Consider the following 17,883-nt stretch of genomic DNA (forward strand, 5'->3'; position numbering starts at 1 on the left):
CTTTTATTATAAACGGGTTTTAATTCAGGGGACATAGAAAAACCCGATTAAGGGGCACTTTTTATTTAGTGTCCATTAATCGGGTTATAGTTCAATTAAATAATTACGATCCTTTTTGAAAGATAAATTAATATGAAGATATATCTAATGTGGAGGCGGTTTTAATGCTTAGACGCCCGAGAACGAATGAATACCATCCGTTTTTTGAGAGGTATATTACACTTGTTCCTAACGAAGGATTACTCGATATTCTAAAAAAGCAACAAGAGATAACTATTACCAAAAATCACTCACTCCATGTTATGTAAAATGATGAATATAATTAGTACGAAAGCAGACAAATTACATTCATTTCTTGGGTATCATATTTTTCTAATGGTGCCCATTGATGTTTTTCTATTTTCACAAAGATTTCTCAACCATAATAATAGTGAAATTTTGTGAAATATTTCACTTCAACTAAAGGGTGCGATAGAGCAACAGGCAGCGGAGTATCCGCTGCCTTTTTCCAACATTTCTAAAAATATTTTCTATAAAATTCTCTTCTAATGCTTCCACTTAACTGGGCATAAATCCTAGTGGTCTCGCTTTTTTCGTGTCCTAGTAAACTTTGAATGACATCTAGAGGGGCTCCGTTGTTCAATAGGTGTGTGGCATAGCTGTGGCGTAGTTGGTGTGGGTGGATTTCTTTATTGATCCCTGCACGACTGGATATTCGTTTTATTATGTACCTCATCTGACCAATACTCATTTTATGCGGGTGCCGTTCAGTTACAAAAATGGCTGGGTCTTTATCCTGACGAAAATCTAAGTATCGTTTCAGCCAAATTTCACAACGTATATTAAAATAGACCTCCCTTTCTTTATCCCCCTTTCCCTGGATAATGGCAGAGTGATTTGACCAATTGATACAATTCTTTTCTAGAGAAACTATTTCACCAATTCTACATCCTGTGGAAAACATAAACTCAAATAATGCCTTTTCCATTGGAGTTAAACACGCTTCACTTAAATGCTCAATTTCCCTCTCTGTTAAGAATTTTGGGATTCGTTTCCCTTGTTTAGGTTCTTTAATTTTAGTAGCTGGATTTTTGGTTATATGACCTTCTTCGTGTGACCAACGAAATATCGATTTATTAAATCGAATTCGGTGAGCTAAACTTGATGGTTTTAGATGTTCACTAGATTTTGCTAGGTATCCTTTCAACTGATCAGTGGTTATTGATTCAATACTTACATCGTTAATGTGATGCGATGAGTAACTTAGATTGGAGCCTATACGCTTTTAATGTCTGTGGAGAGAATCCTTCGATCCTTTTATCCGATTCATAAAGTTCCCAGGCTTTTGTTAATTGCAAAATCAATTCCTCCTTATTGGTTATATTAGAGCAATTATTGCCTTGAATATTGAAATAAAGACTTAGCTATTACCAGATTACACGAAACCAAAAAGCCTTTTATATCTAACAAGAGATGAGAAAATTAATCAATTCAAGGAAATCGGATACGATTTAAATGAACTTGAAAATGCTTTTAATAAAACACCAGGCTTTTATTAATTTCATAATTTGTTCTTCAACTACTATGAAAATTAAATTATGTATAGATGAAAAAAAGGCAATGCTAAAGAAGACGCAGCTCATTCATTTTTTAAAAAAGGAGAGCGCCTGATTCATAGGCTATTAGAAATCTAATCTTTAGACTGGATCAAGATGCTTCTGTTTCTGTCAGCGAAACGGTGTAGCCTAAGCTTTCAAGTCGTCGAAGCGAATGACGTACAATGGATTGTGCTCTCTTTTTATAATTATCACCTATACCTAGTATCCCCCTTTTTCATCTTATTAAGCTAACGAAGCAGTTTAGTGGAAGAAAAAAATAGAGAATTTTTCTTTCAGTTGTGATTTTAATGGTAAAATAAAGAAAAGCATATGAGGTGAAAATATGTATTGGGAAACACTTCCAAGTTGGGTTTGGGTAATTTATTATATATTTTTATTTGCAACACTTGGAACTGCAATTATGAATGTTACACGAAAGAAACTGATAGTTTTATCGATTATCACGATTGTTCTAACGATGACTGTTCCGATAATAAGCATGCTAAATAGTATAGAAAGAGATATAAGTGTGAATGAATTAGAACACTTAATTGCTCAGTTACAAATAGGTTCAATCTGGTCTATTTATGCAGTCATAGGTACTCTATATTTATTTGTTTATTGGGTTATTTTTTTCGTTAAAAATAAGAGAAATACTGAGTTATCTTACTAAACTAAAGGGTAGCATTAGTGAAAGAAGAATTAATTGATTTTAAGACTGAGATCTTCCAGAAAAGGCGCCATTCCTGAGGATTGGCGCTTATTTTGCAATTTAGTTCCTTATTGTTGAATTGAATATCTTTTACAATTTTACTTTATAGATAATTAATGGATGGTATAATAAGATCAAGAACAAATGGACGGGGGAGAAATATGTGGAAGAAATCTTAAAACAAATTTTGAATGAACTAAAAGAAATACGCGTAGACATAAATGAATTGAAACAAGGACAGAACAGACTGGAAGTTGGTCAAGAAAAATTACAAAAGAATCTTGTTGATAGTTTAGGATTATACACAGATAAAATTGTTGATCATATCGATGATAAAACTGAAGTATTAAACAAAAGAGTCTACAAAGTAGAAACAGAGATTGAACGATTGAGCAGACAGTAAGGAATCATACAGCCCTTACTGTCTTTTAGTTTATACCTCAAAATCTAACCGGAAACTAAGTGTTATTCCACAAACGAGCGCTTATCTGGAACATTATCAAGACTAAAGGTGAAAATTTGTTGATTTTATAAGGCTCTTACATATTAGATATGTATAATACCGTTTGAAATTCATTTGGCAGATAGAATGATCCTTTTGGCAGATAAAGTTAAAGAAAGTACTCGATTTGGTAACAAAACCCTCATTGTAATTTTATTGTAATCAAATTATAATTTTCTAGAAATAAAGAAAGTTATAAAAAGGAGACAATCATCATGAAAAAACTGGGGGCAATTTTACTTTCCTTTTCATTGTTAATCGGCTTATTTCCACAATTAACACTAGCTGCTGAAAACACGACGTTTGAGCAGGATCTTATACAATATTTAAAAGAAGTTGGTGAAGTCAGAGGGTTTGAAGTGACGAAAGAGGATATAGAAGCTTCTCTTGCCGCTTATGAAGACAGTATTGAAAACTATGAATCTGTTGAAGATCTAGGTAGTTTCTTAGGTGAAGTAATCAAATCCGATTTAAGTAACTTAGATTCCATTTATGAGGAATTTGAACTAGATGAAGAAGGGCTTCATCAATTGTTTAACGAAAATGGTGAGGAACTAAACGATTATATCTTTCTTGATAACCTCTATTCAGCTGTTTACTTCTATACAGAAGACGGGGTTTTTGAACGCGATCCAAATTTTGACCAAGACCTTGTGGAGTATTTAGACATGGTTAGCGAAGAAAGAGGCTTTGAAGTGACGAAGGAAGATATAGAAGCGTCTCTTGCTATTTATGAAACCACTCTCGAAGAATTTGAAACCGTTGAAGACCTAAGCGCATTCCTAAGTGAAGTGATTAAAGCTGATCTCAGTAATTTAGATTACTTTTACGAAAATTATGAGTTGGATCAACAGGCTTTATTCCAATTATTAGAGGAAAACGGAAAGGACATCAACGATTACGTATATATTGATGACTTGGATAATGCTGTTTGGCAATATTCTGGTGATGAGCTAAATCCTGGAATGGATGAAGAAATAGCAGAAGATCTTCTTCCTATTTTTCAGGGAGAAATCGATCTTACGGATGAGGAACTCCAACGAATTGAAGGACATTTGATGAGTTTGGAGGAACAACTCTCCGATCCTGCAATTCTAGATAGACTTGAAGAATTGGGTAACCGTATGATGGCTTTGCAGGACTTTGATGCAGCTGCTGAGCTTACAGCGGAACAAATCGCTGAGATCGCATCCATCTATGATGAATTTCTTTCGATCTTTAAACTGAAGGCAGACTTTACCCTTGTCAAAAGCGGATTAGAGACACCACTTTCTTTTTGGGACTTACTGAAAATGGAAGAACTAAAAGGTGCTAACTTGAAAGTAGCATTATCCAGTACTGACGGACAATTGTTAGCGGAACTCATTGTAACGGGTGAAATGGTCGATTCCGAAACCGTTATTGAAACAGGTGAGCAAATCGAGGAGTCTGCCGAAGAAGTAACAAAAACAGTTGAACAACCAGCTGCAGCTAAACCACAAAAAATGATTACCCAGAAGAAACCGGAACGTAAGACCGTCAAAGGTGCTAAACTTCCAAAGACAGCTTCTGATTATATCCCGAATGCACTATTTGGACTTGCCATTGTTTTAGCTGGTATCTTGATGTACCGAAGGGTAAGGAATGTGTAAGATGGAACGATTTTATAATAAGGGAATCAATCGTAAAAAGCGGTTGATTCTTCTTTCTTTTACTATTGCTGTCATTGGGTTTGGACTTTGGGTTTCTGGTACCAATATCTATAAGTTTGCAAAAGGCTATTTTGCCTATAAGACTCAATCCTCCAATATCGAAGTAAAAGAGACTACACAGCCAAGTAAAGATGAAACAGAAGAAGAGCTATATCCTTCACGCCCTAAAATGGGCGAAGAAATAGGAGAACTGTATATCCCAAAATTAAACGCAACCCTTCCTATCTACCACGGAACAAACGAGGATGAGTTGGAAAAAGGAGTGGGTCATTTTGCAGAAAGTGTGCTTCCTGGTGAAAATGACAATTCCGTTCTTTCGGGTCATCGAGATACCGTATTTCGAAAACTGGGGGAGGTAGGCGAAGGAGATGTGTTAATCGTTCGAACTTCAGCAGGGGAGTTCACATACAAAGTCAACAAAGTACGGATTGTTGATGAAGACGACCGGACAGTTATTGTTCCAAAACCAAGAGCTACACTAACCGTCAGTACCTGTTATCCTTTTGAGTATATCGGGTCAGCACCTGAACGCTATATCCTTGTCGCTTATCTGGCTTCAAAAACAGTAAGTTAATAAATAGGTAAAAAAACGAGAAAACACCCTGCGCCGTCGTAAGGAGGGCACTGAAAAAGTCCCTTTAAACAAAAAGGCAGATATCCTCACAATTAGTGAGGATATCTGCCTTTTTTCATCGTTTTAGGAAATTGTCGAGGCACTGGACACTGGCGTCCCTTTGTTAGCATTAGGACATGCTCTTATAATGGAACCTAAATGGGTGGAAAAGTTATTAAACGAACAAGAAAATGAGATTCGCAAAACATTGCCAAAACAGCTCAAAAAGAATTGGTAATCCCGGATAATATGTTTAGAATGCTTTTGAATGTACCTGGATGGTTCCCGGTGGTTGACTAAGCACGAATCAAAGTGATATACAAAATAAGTCGAACATATATTTAATATATTTAACGAATATTAGTTCGACAAATGGGCTACGTTAGCATTCCTGTAGAGCGTTATTTTTCAACTTTGAAAAAATAAGGCTCCTCAGTAAGATATGAGTATAGACACCACTCTAACTCAGACTCTTAAGGAGGAAGCCCTCTATGAATATTAAAATGCAAGACAAACAAAATCAACTAAATCGGAAGTTGTAGGGGAATTTAACTGTGCTAGTATTTAATCTATAATTGGTGTCTCTTTACGGGACAATAGAATTTTATAAATCTCCTTGTGCTGAGGAACTAATTCTTCTGGTAGATTTTCAAGTGGGAAGAAGCGATTATTTAGGGACTCGCTACTCGACTCTAATAGTTCTCCCTCAAATTCATGACAGGTGAACAAAACTTTGAATACGGAAACTTGATCTCCATTCGAAAGTGTCCTTTCGTATTTAGGTCCAGAGTGGATATCGAAAAATTCGAGTTTCCCTAATTGAAGCCCCGTTTCCTCAAATACTTCTCTTCTTGCCGTGTCTTGGATTGTTTCTCCTAATTCCATAAAACCCACCTGGATGACCCCAATATCCGTTATCTGTTCGTCTTTGCAGCAACAAGCGATTCTCCCTATCAAATACTAGCACTCCTGCAGAATTAAGCATTGCAATTGTTATAGGTTTGGTAGGATTATTTTCACATTTGGTCAATTCGGGTATATAAAATTTTCCTTCTTAAAGTAACGGGTGCAAGAGTTGAAGACCGGCTGCCATTTTTGGCAGCTTTTTCTTATTGAACTATCGAAGCGGGTTAGTTGAAGAAAAAAACATAAATAATATGCTAAAATTTAGAAAAAGGATTTGAGGGGAAATAATGAGCGTTGAGGTACACTATAAAATTTGGACGGTATGTATGATTCAAAATGGGGACAAGGTATTGCTCCTCGATAGGCAACACGACAACTTCAAAGGATTTATTCCTCCTGGAGGCAAAGTTGAATTTCCTGAAAGTATAGTTGATGGTGCTATAAGAGAAGTTAAAGAGGAAACTGGACTTGAGGTTAGTAACTTAGTTTATAAAGGGTTATATGAATACGTTAATCCTGTTGCAAAAGATCGTTATATGATATTCAATTACCTTACGCAAGATTTTAAAGGTGAATTACTTATAGATTCTCCAGAAGGAAAACCTGTTTGGGTAAATATAGAAAAAGCCTATAATCTTCCTATGCAGGAATCTATTCGGAGGAGGTTTCCTTTATTTTTTGAAGAAGGGTCCTTTGAAATTCAGGTTGTATGGGATAATCAAAAAGACCAAGAAGGTATTTTCACAATAAAGAAAACTTAGTTAAGAGATAGTTACTTATTAAGCTAACGGGTGCTTAAATTCAATATGTAAGGCTGTTCCGACAGCATATATCTAGAGGAGGTGTTTTATGAGTATTGCAACTTATCTAGGATGTAATTTTAATGTACAAATAAGGAGGAAGTGACTGATGAACCTATCGAAATTGGTTACTTTTTTTCAGATGAAAATAACAGAAGTGATGTTCAAAAAAAGCATTTTACTACTCAAAATGTTTATGAAATTGAATTACCCAATCCCATTTGGAACGTAAATTATTATCAAAAAAAGAACTCTCCACATAATTATAAAAAGTCAAAGAGAGATTTTATTGCTTTATGTGACCTTTTAAAACAATATCTTAAGACGGGTGAATATTGTGAAATCTATCCTTGTTGGTTAGGTGAGGAGCTTGAATCAAAAGAAGGTAATTTTATAATTCGACTAGATTATTATAATATTGATGAAATTGAGATTTATGAAAAATGTCTAGTTAGAATAGAGAAATAGCGGTTCATTTACCAAGAAGCTGCAAAATTTAGTTATTAAAATAACGGTCCAAGAGTTTAAGAACGGTGGCTGCTTCGGCAGCTTTTTTTGTTTGATTAACTAACGAGCAGTTTAGTTCAATAAGAAGTGGTAAAATCTTATATATAAAGCATTGTTTAGATAGGGGTAGCGAAGGTGGAGAAATTAAACAAAGAACTACATATTTTAGAGGTAAGGGATTTAGGATATAGTATCTCTTCAATTGAAGAATTGAAGAATATAGATAATAAAAATAAAGATGTCATTCCCATTATACTAAGGCACTTATCGCAAATAACTGACATTAATCATAAGGAATTTCTGGTAAGATGCCTCGGAGTAAAGGAATTCAATACTGCCTCTAATCCGTTAATCAATGAATTTAAAAACTCGTCTAATAACATTTATAAATGGGCAATTGGCAATTCTTTATCGTTAATTCTGGATAAAAGTTCATTAAATGACCTTTTGGAGATTGCAACAGATAAGAAACACGGTACGGCGAGACAAATGATTGTTGATGGACTAGGAAAATTTAAAGACAAAAAGGTAATTCCTGTTTTGGTGGGGCTATTAGAGGATAAAGATGTTCAAGGACACGCACTATCATCCCTTTCAAAATTTAAGGACCCTGAGTTGATGACCTATATAAAGCCATTCGTTAATCACGAAATAACTTGGATTAGAAATACTGCTAAAAGGGCAATATTAAACCTTGAAAAATTAAGTAGAGAATAAATAATCCTTATTCAGCTAACGGGTAGCGATTCTTCAATAATGGAGATCGCTTTTTTCTTTTTCAAGTAAAATGGCAGTTTAGTTGAAAAAGAGTGCAAGCAATTCTCTTAATTTCACATTTGAACCAAAATTGCGACGAAAGTAGATATAGGTATTACTAGATGGTTTATCAAGACTGGGGATTCAAAACAAGAAATGGGGCAAACATGAAAGGTGATTCAGAACTAATCTGTGAAATAAAAAAGGTGCATCACTATTGTGGTAGCACCATTGGAGTGGATTAATCCCAGATACGGACTCTTGGAACACCTGCTGTTCTTAAATAATCCAATAACTGACCCGTATGAATAGATTCATGATAGCCAACACGTAATAACATGTCGCCTAAATCTCTTATGTAACCTGAATCAGAACGGTCAATCTTTATATTTTCTAAGTCTTCTTCAGAAAATGACTTGATTGTATCTATGAACGCTTTTCTATAAGGTTCAGCATATTCCAATTCGGCATTTACTGAGGTAAATGGACGATTTTCGAAAGGAGAATTGAAAACGGACAAACTCCCTCTATTTTTAATTGCTAAGTGATAGTAATGTTCACTTTCTAGTACGTGTCTAATCATTTCTAGGCAATTCATTGCTTCACCATCTGGCTTCCAATGGAGTTTCTCATCAGGAATAGATGTCCAGACTTTAATGCTTCTTCTCCTAATTTCATTAAAGTTTAAAATAATTAAATCAATAGAATTCATTAAAATTCCTCCTTTTATTAGAATATCTTAATTATACACGAATGAATGTTCGTGCCAATGAAAAAGGAGAAATATTTAGTTAATTTATTTCTCAGATACAATTATGTCGCATTTTGATGAAAGGAGCACCAAAATCAATTACTTGGTGCCCCAGGAGGATAGTAATAAGGTGGAACTTTAATCCAGCCTCTTTTACGCATCGCGGTTTTAAGTTCCATTCCATATATCATTTTCTCGGCATGAAACCTTGCCCACAAAAGACCGATATCATTTCGAACTGATTGAGTCATGTTAGTTGAACATAGCACTATATTGGAAGCAACCTTAATAGCAATAAAGTTTGCTATTTCATCATCTGTTACTTTTACACCTAAAGAGACGCTATTTGGCTCAGATTTAGGTTTTGATTGTGATATTGGTGATAGAGGGATTCCTTCATCGATCATAAATTTTTCGAGAATACCCTTTTGATGATTAGCTAATTTTTTTGCCTCTTTTACTAAACTTATTAGTTCGTTATCAGTTGTTGTATTTAAAGCAGTTTCAAGTGCGGGTATTTCATCTGCTATTGCGGTGTAATATAGCCAACATCCCATTGCTTCACCTATGTGTGGACGAGGCTTTGGGTCAGTATCAATTGATGTTGTTCTTATGTAATCAATTATCGCTTCAAAAATGTTAGGCATTAAGATCAACCTCGATTTGATTAGAATTCAGTTACTACAAATAATTCCCATAAATAAATAAATAAATAAATAATTCATGCATTGCTGCAAGTAACTTAATGTCACACTTCGATGATATTGTGAACTTAATATTGCTTGTTCAACTAAAGGGCAGGTTAGTTGAACAAAAAATATATAACTCTCGATATAAAAAGGGTAAAATTCGAATTACTAGAATATTAATCTTGAATAAAAATTGGTATGGAAAAGGGGAATATAATATAAAATTCTCATTGTTTAAAAATCAGTCCTTTACAAAAATAATTAACGCTTTGCCAAAAAAATATGGAAAACAAATGAAGCATAGTGATGAGATTGTTTCGGCCATATATTACCCTAAAGATGAATTTGTTGTTACTTCTTCACAAGCTATAAAAGGTATTGAAAAGTTAGGAAGTTCGGATAGTAAAAAAATTGCTATTGCCTACAATTTTTCAGAAGAAGCACAAAGAATTTTAAAAATAAATGGGTTTCATCTAATCCAATATTCAAGTTTTCCTTGGACTGATGAACAATGGAAAAACAGGAACTCTTAATACTACCCCTTGTTGAACTCCCATGAAAATAAAAACTGAAAAAGGGCATACAAAAATAGACCCAGGAAAACTAGTTTTAAAAAAAAGGCTGAGCCTCTTGAAAAATCATATTAGGGTTGCAGGTAAATGTAGCACGAACATCTTTCTACTTAGTATTAAATCAGGCAAAGCTGGCGCAACAACCAGAAAAAGGATTAATCTCCCATGAGTGCTACCCATAAAGGGCGCGACAGTCGGTGGTACACCGTGGTCGTTGGAGTCAGACTAACGGATGGGCTCAAAGGCACCATAGTTCAAAGACCTTCTTCGCCAGCATTAAAACAGTATAGACTGTCAGGTCCATTTTCATTCTCTGAGGTGCAGCGACGATTTTTCCGCTGCATGGATGGCTAACGGGCAGTTTAATTCAACAAGGAATTTCTTGACAAGAGTAACTTGCGAGAATACAATATTCAGAAAACTCCACTTTTGGTGACGTAGCACCAAACTGAGGTGGTGCCACGAAGTTACAACTCTCGTTCTAAAGATTTATTTCTCGGAGGTGAAAGTTTTTTTATTTCATTACTTTTCATTATTAATTTAAAAAGTTCAAAGAGAGGAAAAATCAAATGAACCCTTTGTTGTTAGATGTTCCTTTAAAATTAGATACAGATAGGCTAATTCTTCGAGCACCACTACAAGCTGGCGACGGAGAAATTGTGAGCCAAGCAATTAAAGACTCCTTTTATGAATTAAAATCGTGGTTGTCACTTTTCCAGGAACCTCCAACTGTTGAAGAAACGGAGATCATGTTAAGGAATGCTCATATAAATTTTTTAAAAAGAGAGAGTTTTCGTTTTCTTATCTTTGATAAAGGTGGCAGTGAATTTATTGGAACTACAAGCCTCCATGGGATTAACTGGGACATCCCAAAGTGTGAAATTGGATACTGGATTAATACAAAATATAGCGGTAATGGATATATGACCGAAGCTGTGAAGGAATTGGCTGACTTCGGCTTAAATTATTTCAAGTTTAGAAGAATTGAAATAAGGTGTGAATCAACAAACCTTAAAAGTCGTGCTATCCCAGAAAAACTAGGGTTTGTATTGGAAGGTACTTTAAGAAATGATGATTTATCCGCTGATGGTAGCAAACTGACTGACACTTGTGTTTATTCTATAGTAAAGTAACATTGTGAACAATTACACTTAAAGTAACGGGTGCAAGAGTTAAAGAGTGGATCGCTGCGGCGGTCTTTTTTTGTTATTGAGCTAACGGGGCAGGTTAGCTTATGAAAAAATCACTCAGATGGTTTGAAACTTTTTCCATTTCAAAGCGTATTTATATAAAATGGAAAAAGGTGGGATATATAAGTTGCTGAATACAAAGATGGATATTTACGATATATTTGCATATTACCAAAATGAGGGATTTTATTATAAATATATTCCTGAAAAAATGTTAAATTACATAAACAAAAAGTATGAGATACCCACTGAGGAATCTATAATTGCATTTTTACATTGTGGATTTAAAACTGGACTCTGCTTTACAGAGAAGGGTGTCTATTGGAAATTGTTTGGGCAAGGGAAAGGAAAAGGGAAAGGTAGTTTTTCTTGGGAGTTTTTAAAGAAAATAGACCATTTCAAAATTGAAAAAGATGAACTATATCTAAATAATGAGAAAGTTTTAATGATAGCAGGTACTTTATACCCTCCAAACGATTTAGTAAAACTGTTTGAAGAAATCAAGCGACATTACAGTGAACATCAAGATTTCTTATCTTTAAATACAAGTAATATAAGCGATTTTTCATTACATATTGATAATGTGCTTCGTATATGTAGTACGTTTAAAGGTAATGAGGACTGCTTGTTGTGTACAATGTTAAACGTAGATATAAGAACTTCAGACTCTCTTTCAGATAAAACAAGAATTTCTCTAATGAAGAAAAATAATTTAGGAGAAGATGAAACATTAATTGCGGTTTTGTTTCATTAAGAAGTAGATTGTGAAATATGGCACTTAAACTAGCGGATGCCTTAATTGGCCTGTCTTGTTGAACCTACGGGTGCAAGAGTTAAAGATCCAAGCTGTCATTTTGGCGGCTTTTCTTTTTGTGCTAACTGGCAGTTTGGTTTAACAAGGAAAATCAAATTAAATATAGAAATAATTTTTTTATAAGCTATTCTAAATTAGAGAACTTGTTAAGTATGGAGGGATTTATGCCAATTTTAAAAATAGGAAATGTTCGTGTAAAAAGGGATTCAAATGGAGATACGGTAATCATAAAGGATTCTAGTGCAATTAATGAAAGTATTAAATATATAAATGAGTTTAATGTAACGAAAGTAGATGTAGAGGACTTTGATTGTGATGATTTAAATTTTCTAAAGGAGTGTCCATCTATTGAAAAATTGTCGATACTTAATCATTTTGTAAAAGACCTTGGTGGTATTTATGACTTAAAAAAATTAAGTGTATTGGCAGTTAATGAAACAACAACAAAAGTTGAATTCAGAATAAACGAGATAAAGAATTTAGAGGAATTATATGGTACATTCCCGAAAAAAACCGTAGGGATTAATGAGTTAAATAAATTAAAAAAGGTTGCATTGTGGGGTTATAAACCTAAATCAAAGAATCTTAATGAATTTAAAAACTTGAAAAGTTTGAATGAACTTAGTATGACACAATCAAGCCTCCACACACTTGATGGTATTGAAGGAATAGTAAATTTAAAGAGTCTAGGATTGTACTACCTACAACATTAGCTGATATAACAGCGTTGGAAGAATTAAAAGCTCCAGTAGCCGAATTGTTTTTTGAGAATTGTAAAAGCATAGAGGCTTTTTCTCCTATCCAGAATTTAAAGGAACTTGAATATCTCAAAATTATAGCCTGTGGTGATATACCATCCCTTAGCATTGTCCCAAAATTAACCAAACTGAAGAGTCTGGTGTTTCCTGAAACGAATATCTTAGATGAAAACTTAACAGTTTGTGACGGAATTGAGTATGTTTATTATACGAAACAGAAACTTAAAACTAAGCAGATTTCTGGTGGAAAAAGGAATCTTCAGGACTTAACTAAACCTACAAATAAATGGACAAAGAGAATGACTTATGGAGATGATATATTTAATCCCGAAAATATTGAAGCTACTATCAAGGTTCTTGATTCTTACATTAACAACCTAATAAAACTTGGAGTTAAGGCGAAAAAGAAAGAAATAATGAAATTTGTTAAAGATGTTGTAATCAGTTTAAATGAATTAAATGACAAATATGATAATTTTATTGAGACAATGGAGAGAGAAGAACTGTGTGAATATATTATTGAAGCAGCAAATATAGCTGGTTTAGAATCCGATGAAGACTTTACCGAAGAATGGAGAGAGTGGTAAAAGTAACTGCTTCTTAAACTAAAAGGTGCGATTCTTCAATAAGAAGATTGCTTTTTTTTGTTGTACTATCGTCAACAGTTTAGTTGAATAAATATATACTTCAACGGTAATCTTGCGGAAATACACCCAACTATGCTAACCGTTTCTTAAACTGGATCACCCTTCCCAAAAGAGACCATAAGGAGATTGTTTATGCCAATCATAAGAGATATTCAGCTTTACGTTCCGAAAAACAAAGAACAGAACTGGACATTCTTTCACGAAACAAGATGTATTACATTTTTATATAGCCGTCTTCTGCCAAAGCTACAGTCAAAGGATGATAAAGGGATACAAATCTATTGTGTAGATAACCTAGAACAAAAAGAGCAAATCGATAAGTTTACTCATATTATCTTTGATTATTTTCCTGTATTTGTAGAGGCGGATGTTGAAAATATACTGACACTGACATCCGACAGAGAAAAGAAAGAACGGATTCTACAAATTGTGCACGAGGGAATGAAACTCGCTGCTGAGGAGTTTAATTGGGACATGTCTTCTCTTGATTTAGTTTATCAGAACATAAAACAGCTAGATTATGAGAATGTCTATCCTCTATTAAAGAAGAGCAGCCCAAACAGGAAGTACATCTGCAGCGTCTTGTGTCATCATGAAGTAGCAAGTATCGATCTTTACATGGAGATCAAGAAAAGAAGTGGTGAAGTCATTAATAAAGAGAAGCTATTCTCTGTCGGGAATACTGATGAACAGGATTTATTCAGCGATTTTGGAAATCTTGAATGGAAGCTGAATCATAAAGTGGAGTTTGCGGATAAGGATTATAAACATATCTATCGTTTAACATTTCTTGAAAAGGACAAACCTAAAAATCTAGTATGGAAAATTGAAAAGTCTTGTTGAACTAACGGTGGCAAGAGTTGAAGTTCCAGGCTGTCAAAATTGGCAGCCTTCTTTTTGAACTAAAGAGCAGGATAGATTAATAAAACAAAGTGAACCTGTTTGGGATTATGTGGTAGGCTGATCTTCTAACAAATAGGGTTTGTTTTTATTCAAATCCATTATGATATTATTAGAGCATAATCTATCATAGGAGGATTAATTTTGATTAACGAATTACTTAAGGAAGCAAAGGAATTTATTCATTCTTGTTATAGGGAATTAAATAAAACTGAGCAGGAACTAGAAAATAGGTTGAATGATATTAATAAACAGATACTAAGCCAAGGTTTTTATGAACACACAACCGTGGAACTAGAATATGGGGCAAAAGTGGCTTGGCGTAATAGTAATCGTTGTATAGGAAGATTATTTTGGGATCATTTAAACGTTTTCGATAAGAGGAACATAAATACAGAAGAAGAAATGATTGAAGCATTACTTGAGCACATCGATTATGCAACGAATAAGGGGCGTATACGCCCTACAATAACAATTTTTTCACAGAAGAAACCTAATAAAACTGTACGTATATGGAATCATCAATTGGTCCGCTATGCAGGTTATAAAACTGAACAAGGTGTTTTAGGGGATCCACACTCCGTATCCTTTACAGAAACCTGTATAAATCTTGGATGGAAACCGAAGTTTGGAAAATTTGATGTCTTACCCTTAGTCATTCAAATAAATGAGAATCATCCAAAAATAGTCGAGATACCAGAAAAACTTCTTCTTGAAGTTCCTATTCGTCATCCTCATTACAAATGGTTTGAAGATTTAAACCTGAAATGGTATGCAGTACCTATTATTTCGGATATGATTCTTGAAATTGGAGGCATTACTTATACAGCTGCTCCTTTTAATGGCTGGTATATGGGCACGCAGATAGGAGCACGAAACTTAGCAGATGAATTGCGGTATAATATGCTTCCTCAAATAGGGAATTTAATGGAATTGGATATTAAAAGTAATATATCTTTATGGAAGGATCGGGCACTCTTAGAATTGAATACAGCAGTCTTACATTCATTTAAGGAAGATGGGGTTTGTATAGTAGACCATCATACCGCTACACAACAATTTAAAAAATTTGAAGAAAAAGAAATGGAAATTGAAAGGTCCGTTTCAGGAGATTGGACTTGGCTCATTCCACCCTTAGCACCAGCTACAACACATATTTTTCATAAACCATATAATAATGAAATTAAAAAGCCTAACTATTTTTATCATACTAAACCATATTAACTTTTTAGTAAAGCCAACTAAAATGTTGGTTTTTATAATTTATAATTCAGAGGAACTTACTATATTAAAATGCTGCTTTTCAACAGATGGAATAGTAGAATGGGGTTGCATTTAAAATTAAGATTGTGAAGAATTGTACTTAAGTAACGGTTGCGCGAGTTTAAGATCGGTGGCTGCTGCTTTTTCGTTGTTCCACTAACGTTGCAGGATAGTTGAAAAAGCTCTTTTAACGGAAAGGACATTCCTGGTATTACAGGAATGTCCTTTTTTACTAACTATAGGGTACTTCATTAAAATTTAAAGTCAAGAATCATCTTACTGGTTTGATCTGTAAACTTATAATTATAGGACCCTTTCAAGCTTTCTAAGTCACCGGTAGCTTTGATGATTGTTGCTGGAGAATCTAGATTTCCTTTATCAAATATCCCTTGCTCTAAAGCTATAAATGTTCCCCTTTTTCCCTTATAAGTTCCTTCGAAATGCAGAAATCCGGATATATTAGAAGTGGCCAAGTGACCATCATCTATACTAGAGTCTATATAATATAACAAATACTCAACAAAAGCTTTTCCTTTTAATTCACCCTCAATATCATATTCGACATGGGCAATATTAATAGGGAATTCTTTTCTAGCATCATCTACTGGCTTTTCATCCCATTTGCTTACTGTAAATGTTACCTCCATCGTGTATACCTCCCTTTATTATTAGATAGTAATTTACTTCTACTATACCAAAAAGTACCATCAATAGTGGAGTGTTTTTATTTATTGTTCTTTACTAACTTTGTGAAGTATTACACTTAAAGTAACGTGGCGTTAATGGAATAAGGATATGTATATAAATAAGGCTTAATATACAAGATTATATGCATAAATTGTATATTAAGCCTTATTTTCCATTCAGAAAATATACTGCCATTTGCGACATTTCTTAATTGCAATAGGTACTCTTCAACAAAACTGCTCGTTAGTTAAACAACAACTTCAAAAATTTCTTTTGATAATGCACCTAAGAATAACGTTATCCCATTAATTTCACAAATTTCTACTTCAAAATGATTATCATCGTAAACTTCTAATATTATCCCAATTTGTCCTTAGGTCACACCTTCTATAACATTATCTACAGTAACTCTAACCACGTCATATTGCTTCAAATCCTCCACCTCAAATTTCAATTTCCTACATATAAATCTAATTTATTGGATATTTTAATTCAAGAATAGGGGAAGTTAGCTTTGATAAAAGGATGATGAAGCTATGACCCAAAAACCATCTGAACACATAAAACCTAGTGAGGTGTTTCTTTTGTTAGTCAGGTTTAAATTAAAGGAAAATTCTCCTATATTTTTTGAAAAAGAATACCCTGACATATTACCAATAATTGCAATGGTCAAGGAAAAAGTGGCTATGAGTTATTTACTTGATTTGGAAGGGGAAAAAACTGTTTTTGGTAGGTTTTACGATTATGAGTACATAATTGAAGTCCATAAAGGTGCAATAATGGAAAGTTTATTAGTTACCGTTGATTGTGTTGATAGTAGTTTGAACAATTAAATATTCAAGTTTAAACCATAATGACAAATTAATCGAAAACTCCTAGGTAAGAGTGACAGTTAAATGGAATGGTAATACTTACCTATTTTATTTAAGCAATAATAGAAATTAATTCTAACATTTGTGATCCCTTAAAAAGGCATCGTCTAGTCGTTAGTGTGTCGGTCATAAAAGATAACGAGGTCTTGCTGATCAAAGAAAATAAACCAACAGCGTTTAATAAGTGGAACTTTCCGTCTGGACGGGTTGAGCACGGTGAGGATAATCTAAATGCTGCAAGTAGAGAAGTTAAAGAAGAGACGGGTTTAGATGTAGAGCTTTTAAATACTACTGGTATATACTATTTTGTAAGTGATTTAAATGATCAAGTAATTTTATTCCACTTTATTGGTGAAATAGTAGGTGGAACATTAAGAATTGATAATGAAGAAATAATAGACAGTAAGTGGGTTAAATTAAATGAAATAAATAATTTTACAAATTTGGAATTTCGTAATTCAATGGTGCTAAAACAGATATTTGACGCATTACTAAGTCAAAAAAGTTATCCAACCACAATCTTTAAAGAACAGTTAAATAACAGATAGTTATGTAGAGGGTGAACTATAACCCGATTAATGGACACTAAATAAAAAGTGCCCCTTAATCGGGTTTTTCTATGTCCCCTGAATTAAAACCCGTTTATAATAAAAGA

General features: G+C 33.9%; 21 protein-coding genes and 2 pseudogenes. 17 read left to right on the forward strand and 6 right to left on the reverse strand.

Features of this window, described 5'->3' with window-relative positions:
- Positions 1 to 164 precede the first annotated feature (164 nt).
- Positions 165 to 308, forward strand: coding sequence for a hypothetical protein (locus ACIQAA_RS31915; RefSeq protein ID WP_402627799.1), 144 nt, complete (start codon positions 165 to 167; stop codon positions 306 to 308).
- A 209-nt stretch (positions 309 to 517) separates the two neighbouring features.
- On the opposite strand, the pseudogene ACIQAA_RS31920 reads toward ACIQAA_RS31915, so the two are convergent.
- Positions 518 to 1,358, reverse strand: a pseudogene (locus tag ACIQAA_RS31920) (tyrosine-type recombinase/integrase).
- 661 nt (positions 1,359 to 2,019) lie between these two features.
- Here ACIQAA_RS31920 and ACIQAA_RS31925 point away from each other — a divergent pair.
- From ACIQAA_RS31925 to ACIQAA_RS31940, 4 genes are all read left to right on the forward strand, one after another.
- Positions 2,020 to 2,271: a hypothetical protein gene (locus ACIQAA_RS31925; protein ID WP_402627802.1), complete on the forward strand. Its 252-nt coding sequence runs from the start codon at positions 2,020 to 2,022 to the stop codon at positions 2,269 to 2,271.
- A 202-nt stretch (positions 2,272 to 2,473) separates the two neighbouring features.
- The gene (locus ACIQAA_RS31930) at positions 2,474 to 2,713 is read left to right on the forward strand and encodes a hypothetical protein (protein ID WP_402627805.1); all 240 of its coding nucleotides are present in this window, start codon (positions 2,474 to 2,476) and stop codon (positions 2,711 to 2,713) included.
- A 314-nt stretch (positions 2,714 to 3,027) separates the two neighbouring features.
- Entirely contained in the window at positions 3,028 to 4,443 is a 1,416-nt protein-coding gene (locus ACIQAA_RS31935) for a processed acidic surface protein (protein WP_402627808.1), read from the forward strand.
- 1 nt (position 4,444) lies between these two features.
- Positions 4,445 to 5,077, forward strand: coding sequence for a class D sortase (locus ACIQAA_RS31940; RefSeq protein WP_402627810.1), 633 nt, complete (start codon positions 4,445 to 4,447; stop codon positions 5,075 to 5,077).
- A gap of 603 nt (positions 5,078 to 5,680) precedes the next feature.
- On the opposite strand, the pseudogene ACIQAA_RS31945 reads toward ACIQAA_RS31940, so the two are convergent.
- A pseudogene (locus ACIQAA_RS31945) lies at positions 5,681 to 6,101 on the reverse strand (NUDIX hydrolase).
- A gap of 208 nt (positions 6,102 to 6,309) precedes the next feature.
- Between ACIQAA_RS31945 and ACIQAA_RS31950 the strand changes: the two are divergent.
- From ACIQAA_RS31950 to ACIQAA_RS31960, 3 genes are all read left to right on the forward strand, one after another.
- Positions 6,310 to 6,783, forward strand: a complete 474-nt coding sequence (locus ACIQAA_RS31950) for an 8-oxo-dGTP diphosphatase (protein WP_402627813.1) — start codon at positions 6,310 to 6,312, stop codon at positions 6,781 to 6,783.
- Between the two features lie 141 nt (positions 6,784 to 6,924).
- Positions 6,925 to 7,290 (forward strand): hypothetical protein, encoded by a 366-nt coding sequence (locus tag ACIQAA_RS31955; protein ID WP_402627816.1) that lies wholly within the window; start codon positions 6,925 to 6,927, stop codon positions 7,288 to 7,290.
- A 174-nt stretch (positions 7,291 to 7,464) separates the two neighbouring features.
- Positions 7,465 to 8,046, forward strand: coding sequence for a HEAT repeat domain-containing protein (locus ACIQAA_RS31960; RefSeq protein ID WP_402627819.1), 582 nt, complete (start codon positions 7,465 to 7,467; stop codon positions 8,044 to 8,046).
- Positions 8,047 to 8,326: 280 nt separating this feature from the next.
- Here ACIQAA_RS31960 and ACIQAA_RS31965 read toward each other — a convergent pair whose 3' ends face one another.
- Both ACIQAA_RS31965 and ACIQAA_RS31970 read right to left on the reverse strand, forming a co-directional pair.
- Positions 8,327 to 8,797, reverse strand: coding sequence for a DinB family protein (locus tag ACIQAA_RS31965; protein WP_402627821.1), 471 nt, complete (start codon positions 8,795 to 8,797; stop codon positions 8,327 to 8,329).
- A 134-nt stretch (positions 8,798 to 8,931) separates the two neighbouring features.
- A complete protein-coding gene (locus ACIQAA_RS31970) occupies positions 8,932 to 9,483 on the reverse strand; it encodes a DUF3231 family protein (protein ID WP_402627824.1) in 552 nt (183 codons plus the stop codon).
- Positions 9,484 to 9,707: 224 nt separating this feature from the next.
- Between ACIQAA_RS31970 and ACIQAA_RS31975 the strand changes: the two genes are divergently transcribed.
- From ACIQAA_RS31975 to ACIQAA_RS32005, 7 genes are all read left to right on the forward strand, one after another.
- Positions 9,708 to 10,058, forward strand: coding sequence for a hypothetical protein (locus tag ACIQAA_RS31975; RefSeq protein ID WP_402627827.1), 351 nt, complete (start codon positions 9,708 to 9,710; stop codon positions 10,056 to 10,058).
- A gap of 608 nt (positions 10,059 to 10,666) precedes the next feature.
- Entirely contained in the window at positions 10,667 to 11,230 is a 564-nt protein-coding gene (locus ACIQAA_RS31980; RefSeq protein WP_335698786.1) for a GNAT family N-acetyltransferase, read from the forward strand.
- Positions 11,231 to 11,414: 184 nt separating this feature from the next.
- Positions 11,415 to 12,041: a hypothetical protein gene (locus tag ACIQAA_RS31985; protein ID WP_402627831.1), complete on the forward strand. Its 627-nt coding sequence runs from the start codon at positions 11,415 to 11,417 to the stop codon at positions 12,039 to 12,041.
- Positions 12,042 to 12,265: 224 nt separating this feature from the next.
- Entirely contained in the window at positions 12,266 to 12,814 is a 549-nt protein-coding gene (locus tag ACIQAA_RS31990; protein ID WP_402627834.1) for a hypothetical protein, read from the forward strand.
- A gap of 344 nt (positions 12,815 to 13,158) precedes the next feature.
- Positions 13,159 to 13,446 carry a hypothetical protein gene (locus ACIQAA_RS31995; protein WP_402627848.1) on the forward strand — a complete coding sequence of 96 codons (288 nt, stop codon included), beginning with the start codon at positions 13,159 to 13,161 and terminating at the stop codon, positions 13,444 to 13,446.
- A gap of 192 nt (positions 13,447 to 13,638) precedes the next feature.
- Positions 13,639 to 14,349, forward strand: a complete 711-nt coding sequence (locus ACIQAA_RS32000; protein WP_402627837.1) for a hypothetical protein — start codon at positions 13,639 to 13,641, stop codon at positions 14,347 to 14,349.
- A 201-nt stretch (positions 14,350 to 14,550) separates the two neighbouring features.
- Positions 14,551 to 15,630, forward strand: a complete 1,080-nt coding sequence (locus ACIQAA_RS32005) for a nitric oxide synthase oxygenase (RefSeq protein WP_402627839.1) — start codon at positions 14,551 to 14,553, stop codon at positions 15,628 to 15,630.
- A gap of 290 nt (positions 15,631 to 15,920) precedes the next feature.
- On the opposite strand, the gene ACIQAA_RS32010 is transcribed toward ACIQAA_RS32005, so the two are convergent.
- Positions 15,921 to 16,316: a DUF3224 domain-containing protein gene (locus tag ACIQAA_RS32010; protein ID WP_402627842.1), complete on the reverse strand. Its 396-nt coding sequence runs from the start codon at positions 16,314 to 16,316 to the stop codon at positions 15,921 to 15,923.
- A 287-nt stretch (positions 16,317 to 16,603) separates the two neighbouring features.
- The gene (locus ACIQAA_RS32015) at positions 16,604 to 16,723 is read right to left on the reverse strand and encodes a hypothetical protein (protein WP_402627850.1); all 120 of its coding nucleotides are present in this window, start codon (positions 16,721 to 16,723) and stop codon (positions 16,604 to 16,606) included.
- Positions 16,724 to 16,892: 169 nt separating this feature from the next.
- Here ACIQAA_RS32015 and ACIQAA_RS32020 point away from each other — a divergent pair, with 169 nt between their 5' ends.
- Together ACIQAA_RS32020 and ACIQAA_RS32025 are read left to right on the forward strand one after the other, a co-directional pair.
- On the forward strand, positions 16,893 to 17,189 hold the full coding sequence (locus ACIQAA_RS32020; RefSeq protein ID WP_402627845.1) for a hypothetical protein: 297 nt from the start codon (positions 16,893 to 16,895) through the stop codon (positions 17,187 to 17,189).
- Between the two features lie 119 nt (positions 17,190 to 17,308).
- On the forward strand, positions 17,309 to 17,776 hold the full coding sequence (locus ACIQAA_RS32025) for an NUDIX hydrolase (RefSeq protein WP_402627853.1): 468 nt from the start codon (positions 17,309 to 17,311) through the stop codon (positions 17,774 to 17,776).
- Positions 17,777 to 17,883: the final 107 nt, after the last annotated feature.

Source organism: Neobacillus sp. NPDC093182, from assembly GCF_044754045.1.

What these genes read in the sequence shown, in the direction of transcription:
- ACIQAA_RS31915 (WP_402627799.1), top strand. Translation starts at nt 165, where the DNA reads ATGCTTAGACGCCCGAGAACGAATGAATACCATCCGTTTTTTGAGAGG.
- ACIQAA_RS31925 (WP_402627802.1), top strand. Translation starts at nt 2,020, where the DNA reads ATGAATGTTACACGAAAGAAACTGATAGTTTTATCGATTATCACGATT.
- ACIQAA_RS31935 (WP_402627808.1), top strand. Translation starts at nt 3,028, where the DNA reads ATGAAAAAACTGGGGGCAATTTTACTTTCCTTTTCATTGTTAATCGGC.
- ACIQAA_RS31940 (WP_402627810.1), top strand. Translation starts at nt 4,445, where the DNA reads ATGGAACGATTTTATAATAAGGGAATCAATCGTAAAAAGCGGTTGATT.
- ACIQAA_RS31950 (WP_402627813.1), top strand. Translation starts at nt 6,310, where the DNA reads ATGAGCGTTGAGGTACACTATAAAATTTGGACGGTATGTATGATTCAA.
- ACIQAA_RS31965 (WP_402627821.1), bottom strand. Translation starts at nt 8,797, where the DNA reads ATGAATTCTATTGATTTAATTATTTTAAACTTTAATGAAATTAGGAGA.
- ACIQAA_RS31970 (WP_402627824.1), bottom strand. Translation starts at nt 9,483, where the DNA reads ATGCCTAACATTTTTGAAGCGATAATTGATTACATAAGAACAACATCA.
- ACIQAA_RS31980 (WP_335698786.1), top strand. Translation starts at nt 10,667, where the DNA reads ATGAACCCTTTGTTGTTAGATGTTCCTTTAAAATTAGATACAGATAGG.
- ACIQAA_RS31990 (WP_402627834.1), top strand. Translation starts at nt 12,266, where the DNA reads ATGCCAATTTTAAAAATAGGAAATGTTCGTGTAAAAAGGGATTCAAAT.
- ACIQAA_RS31995 (WP_402627848.1), top strand. Translation starts at nt 13,159, where the DNA reads ATGACTTATGGAGATGATATATTTAATCCCGAAAATATTGAAGCTACT.
- ACIQAA_RS32000 (WP_402627837.1), top strand. Translation starts at nt 13,639, where the DNA reads ATGCCAATCATAAGAGATATTCAGCTTTACGTTCCGAAAAACAAAGAA.
- ACIQAA_RS32010 (WP_402627842.1), bottom strand. Translation starts at nt 16,316, where the DNA reads ATGGAGGTAACATTTACAGTAAGCAAATGGGATGAAAAGCCAGTAGAT.
- ACIQAA_RS32020 (WP_402627845.1), top strand. Translation starts at nt 16,893, where the DNA reads ATGACCCAAAAACCATCTGAACACATAAAACCTAGTGAGGTGTTTCTT.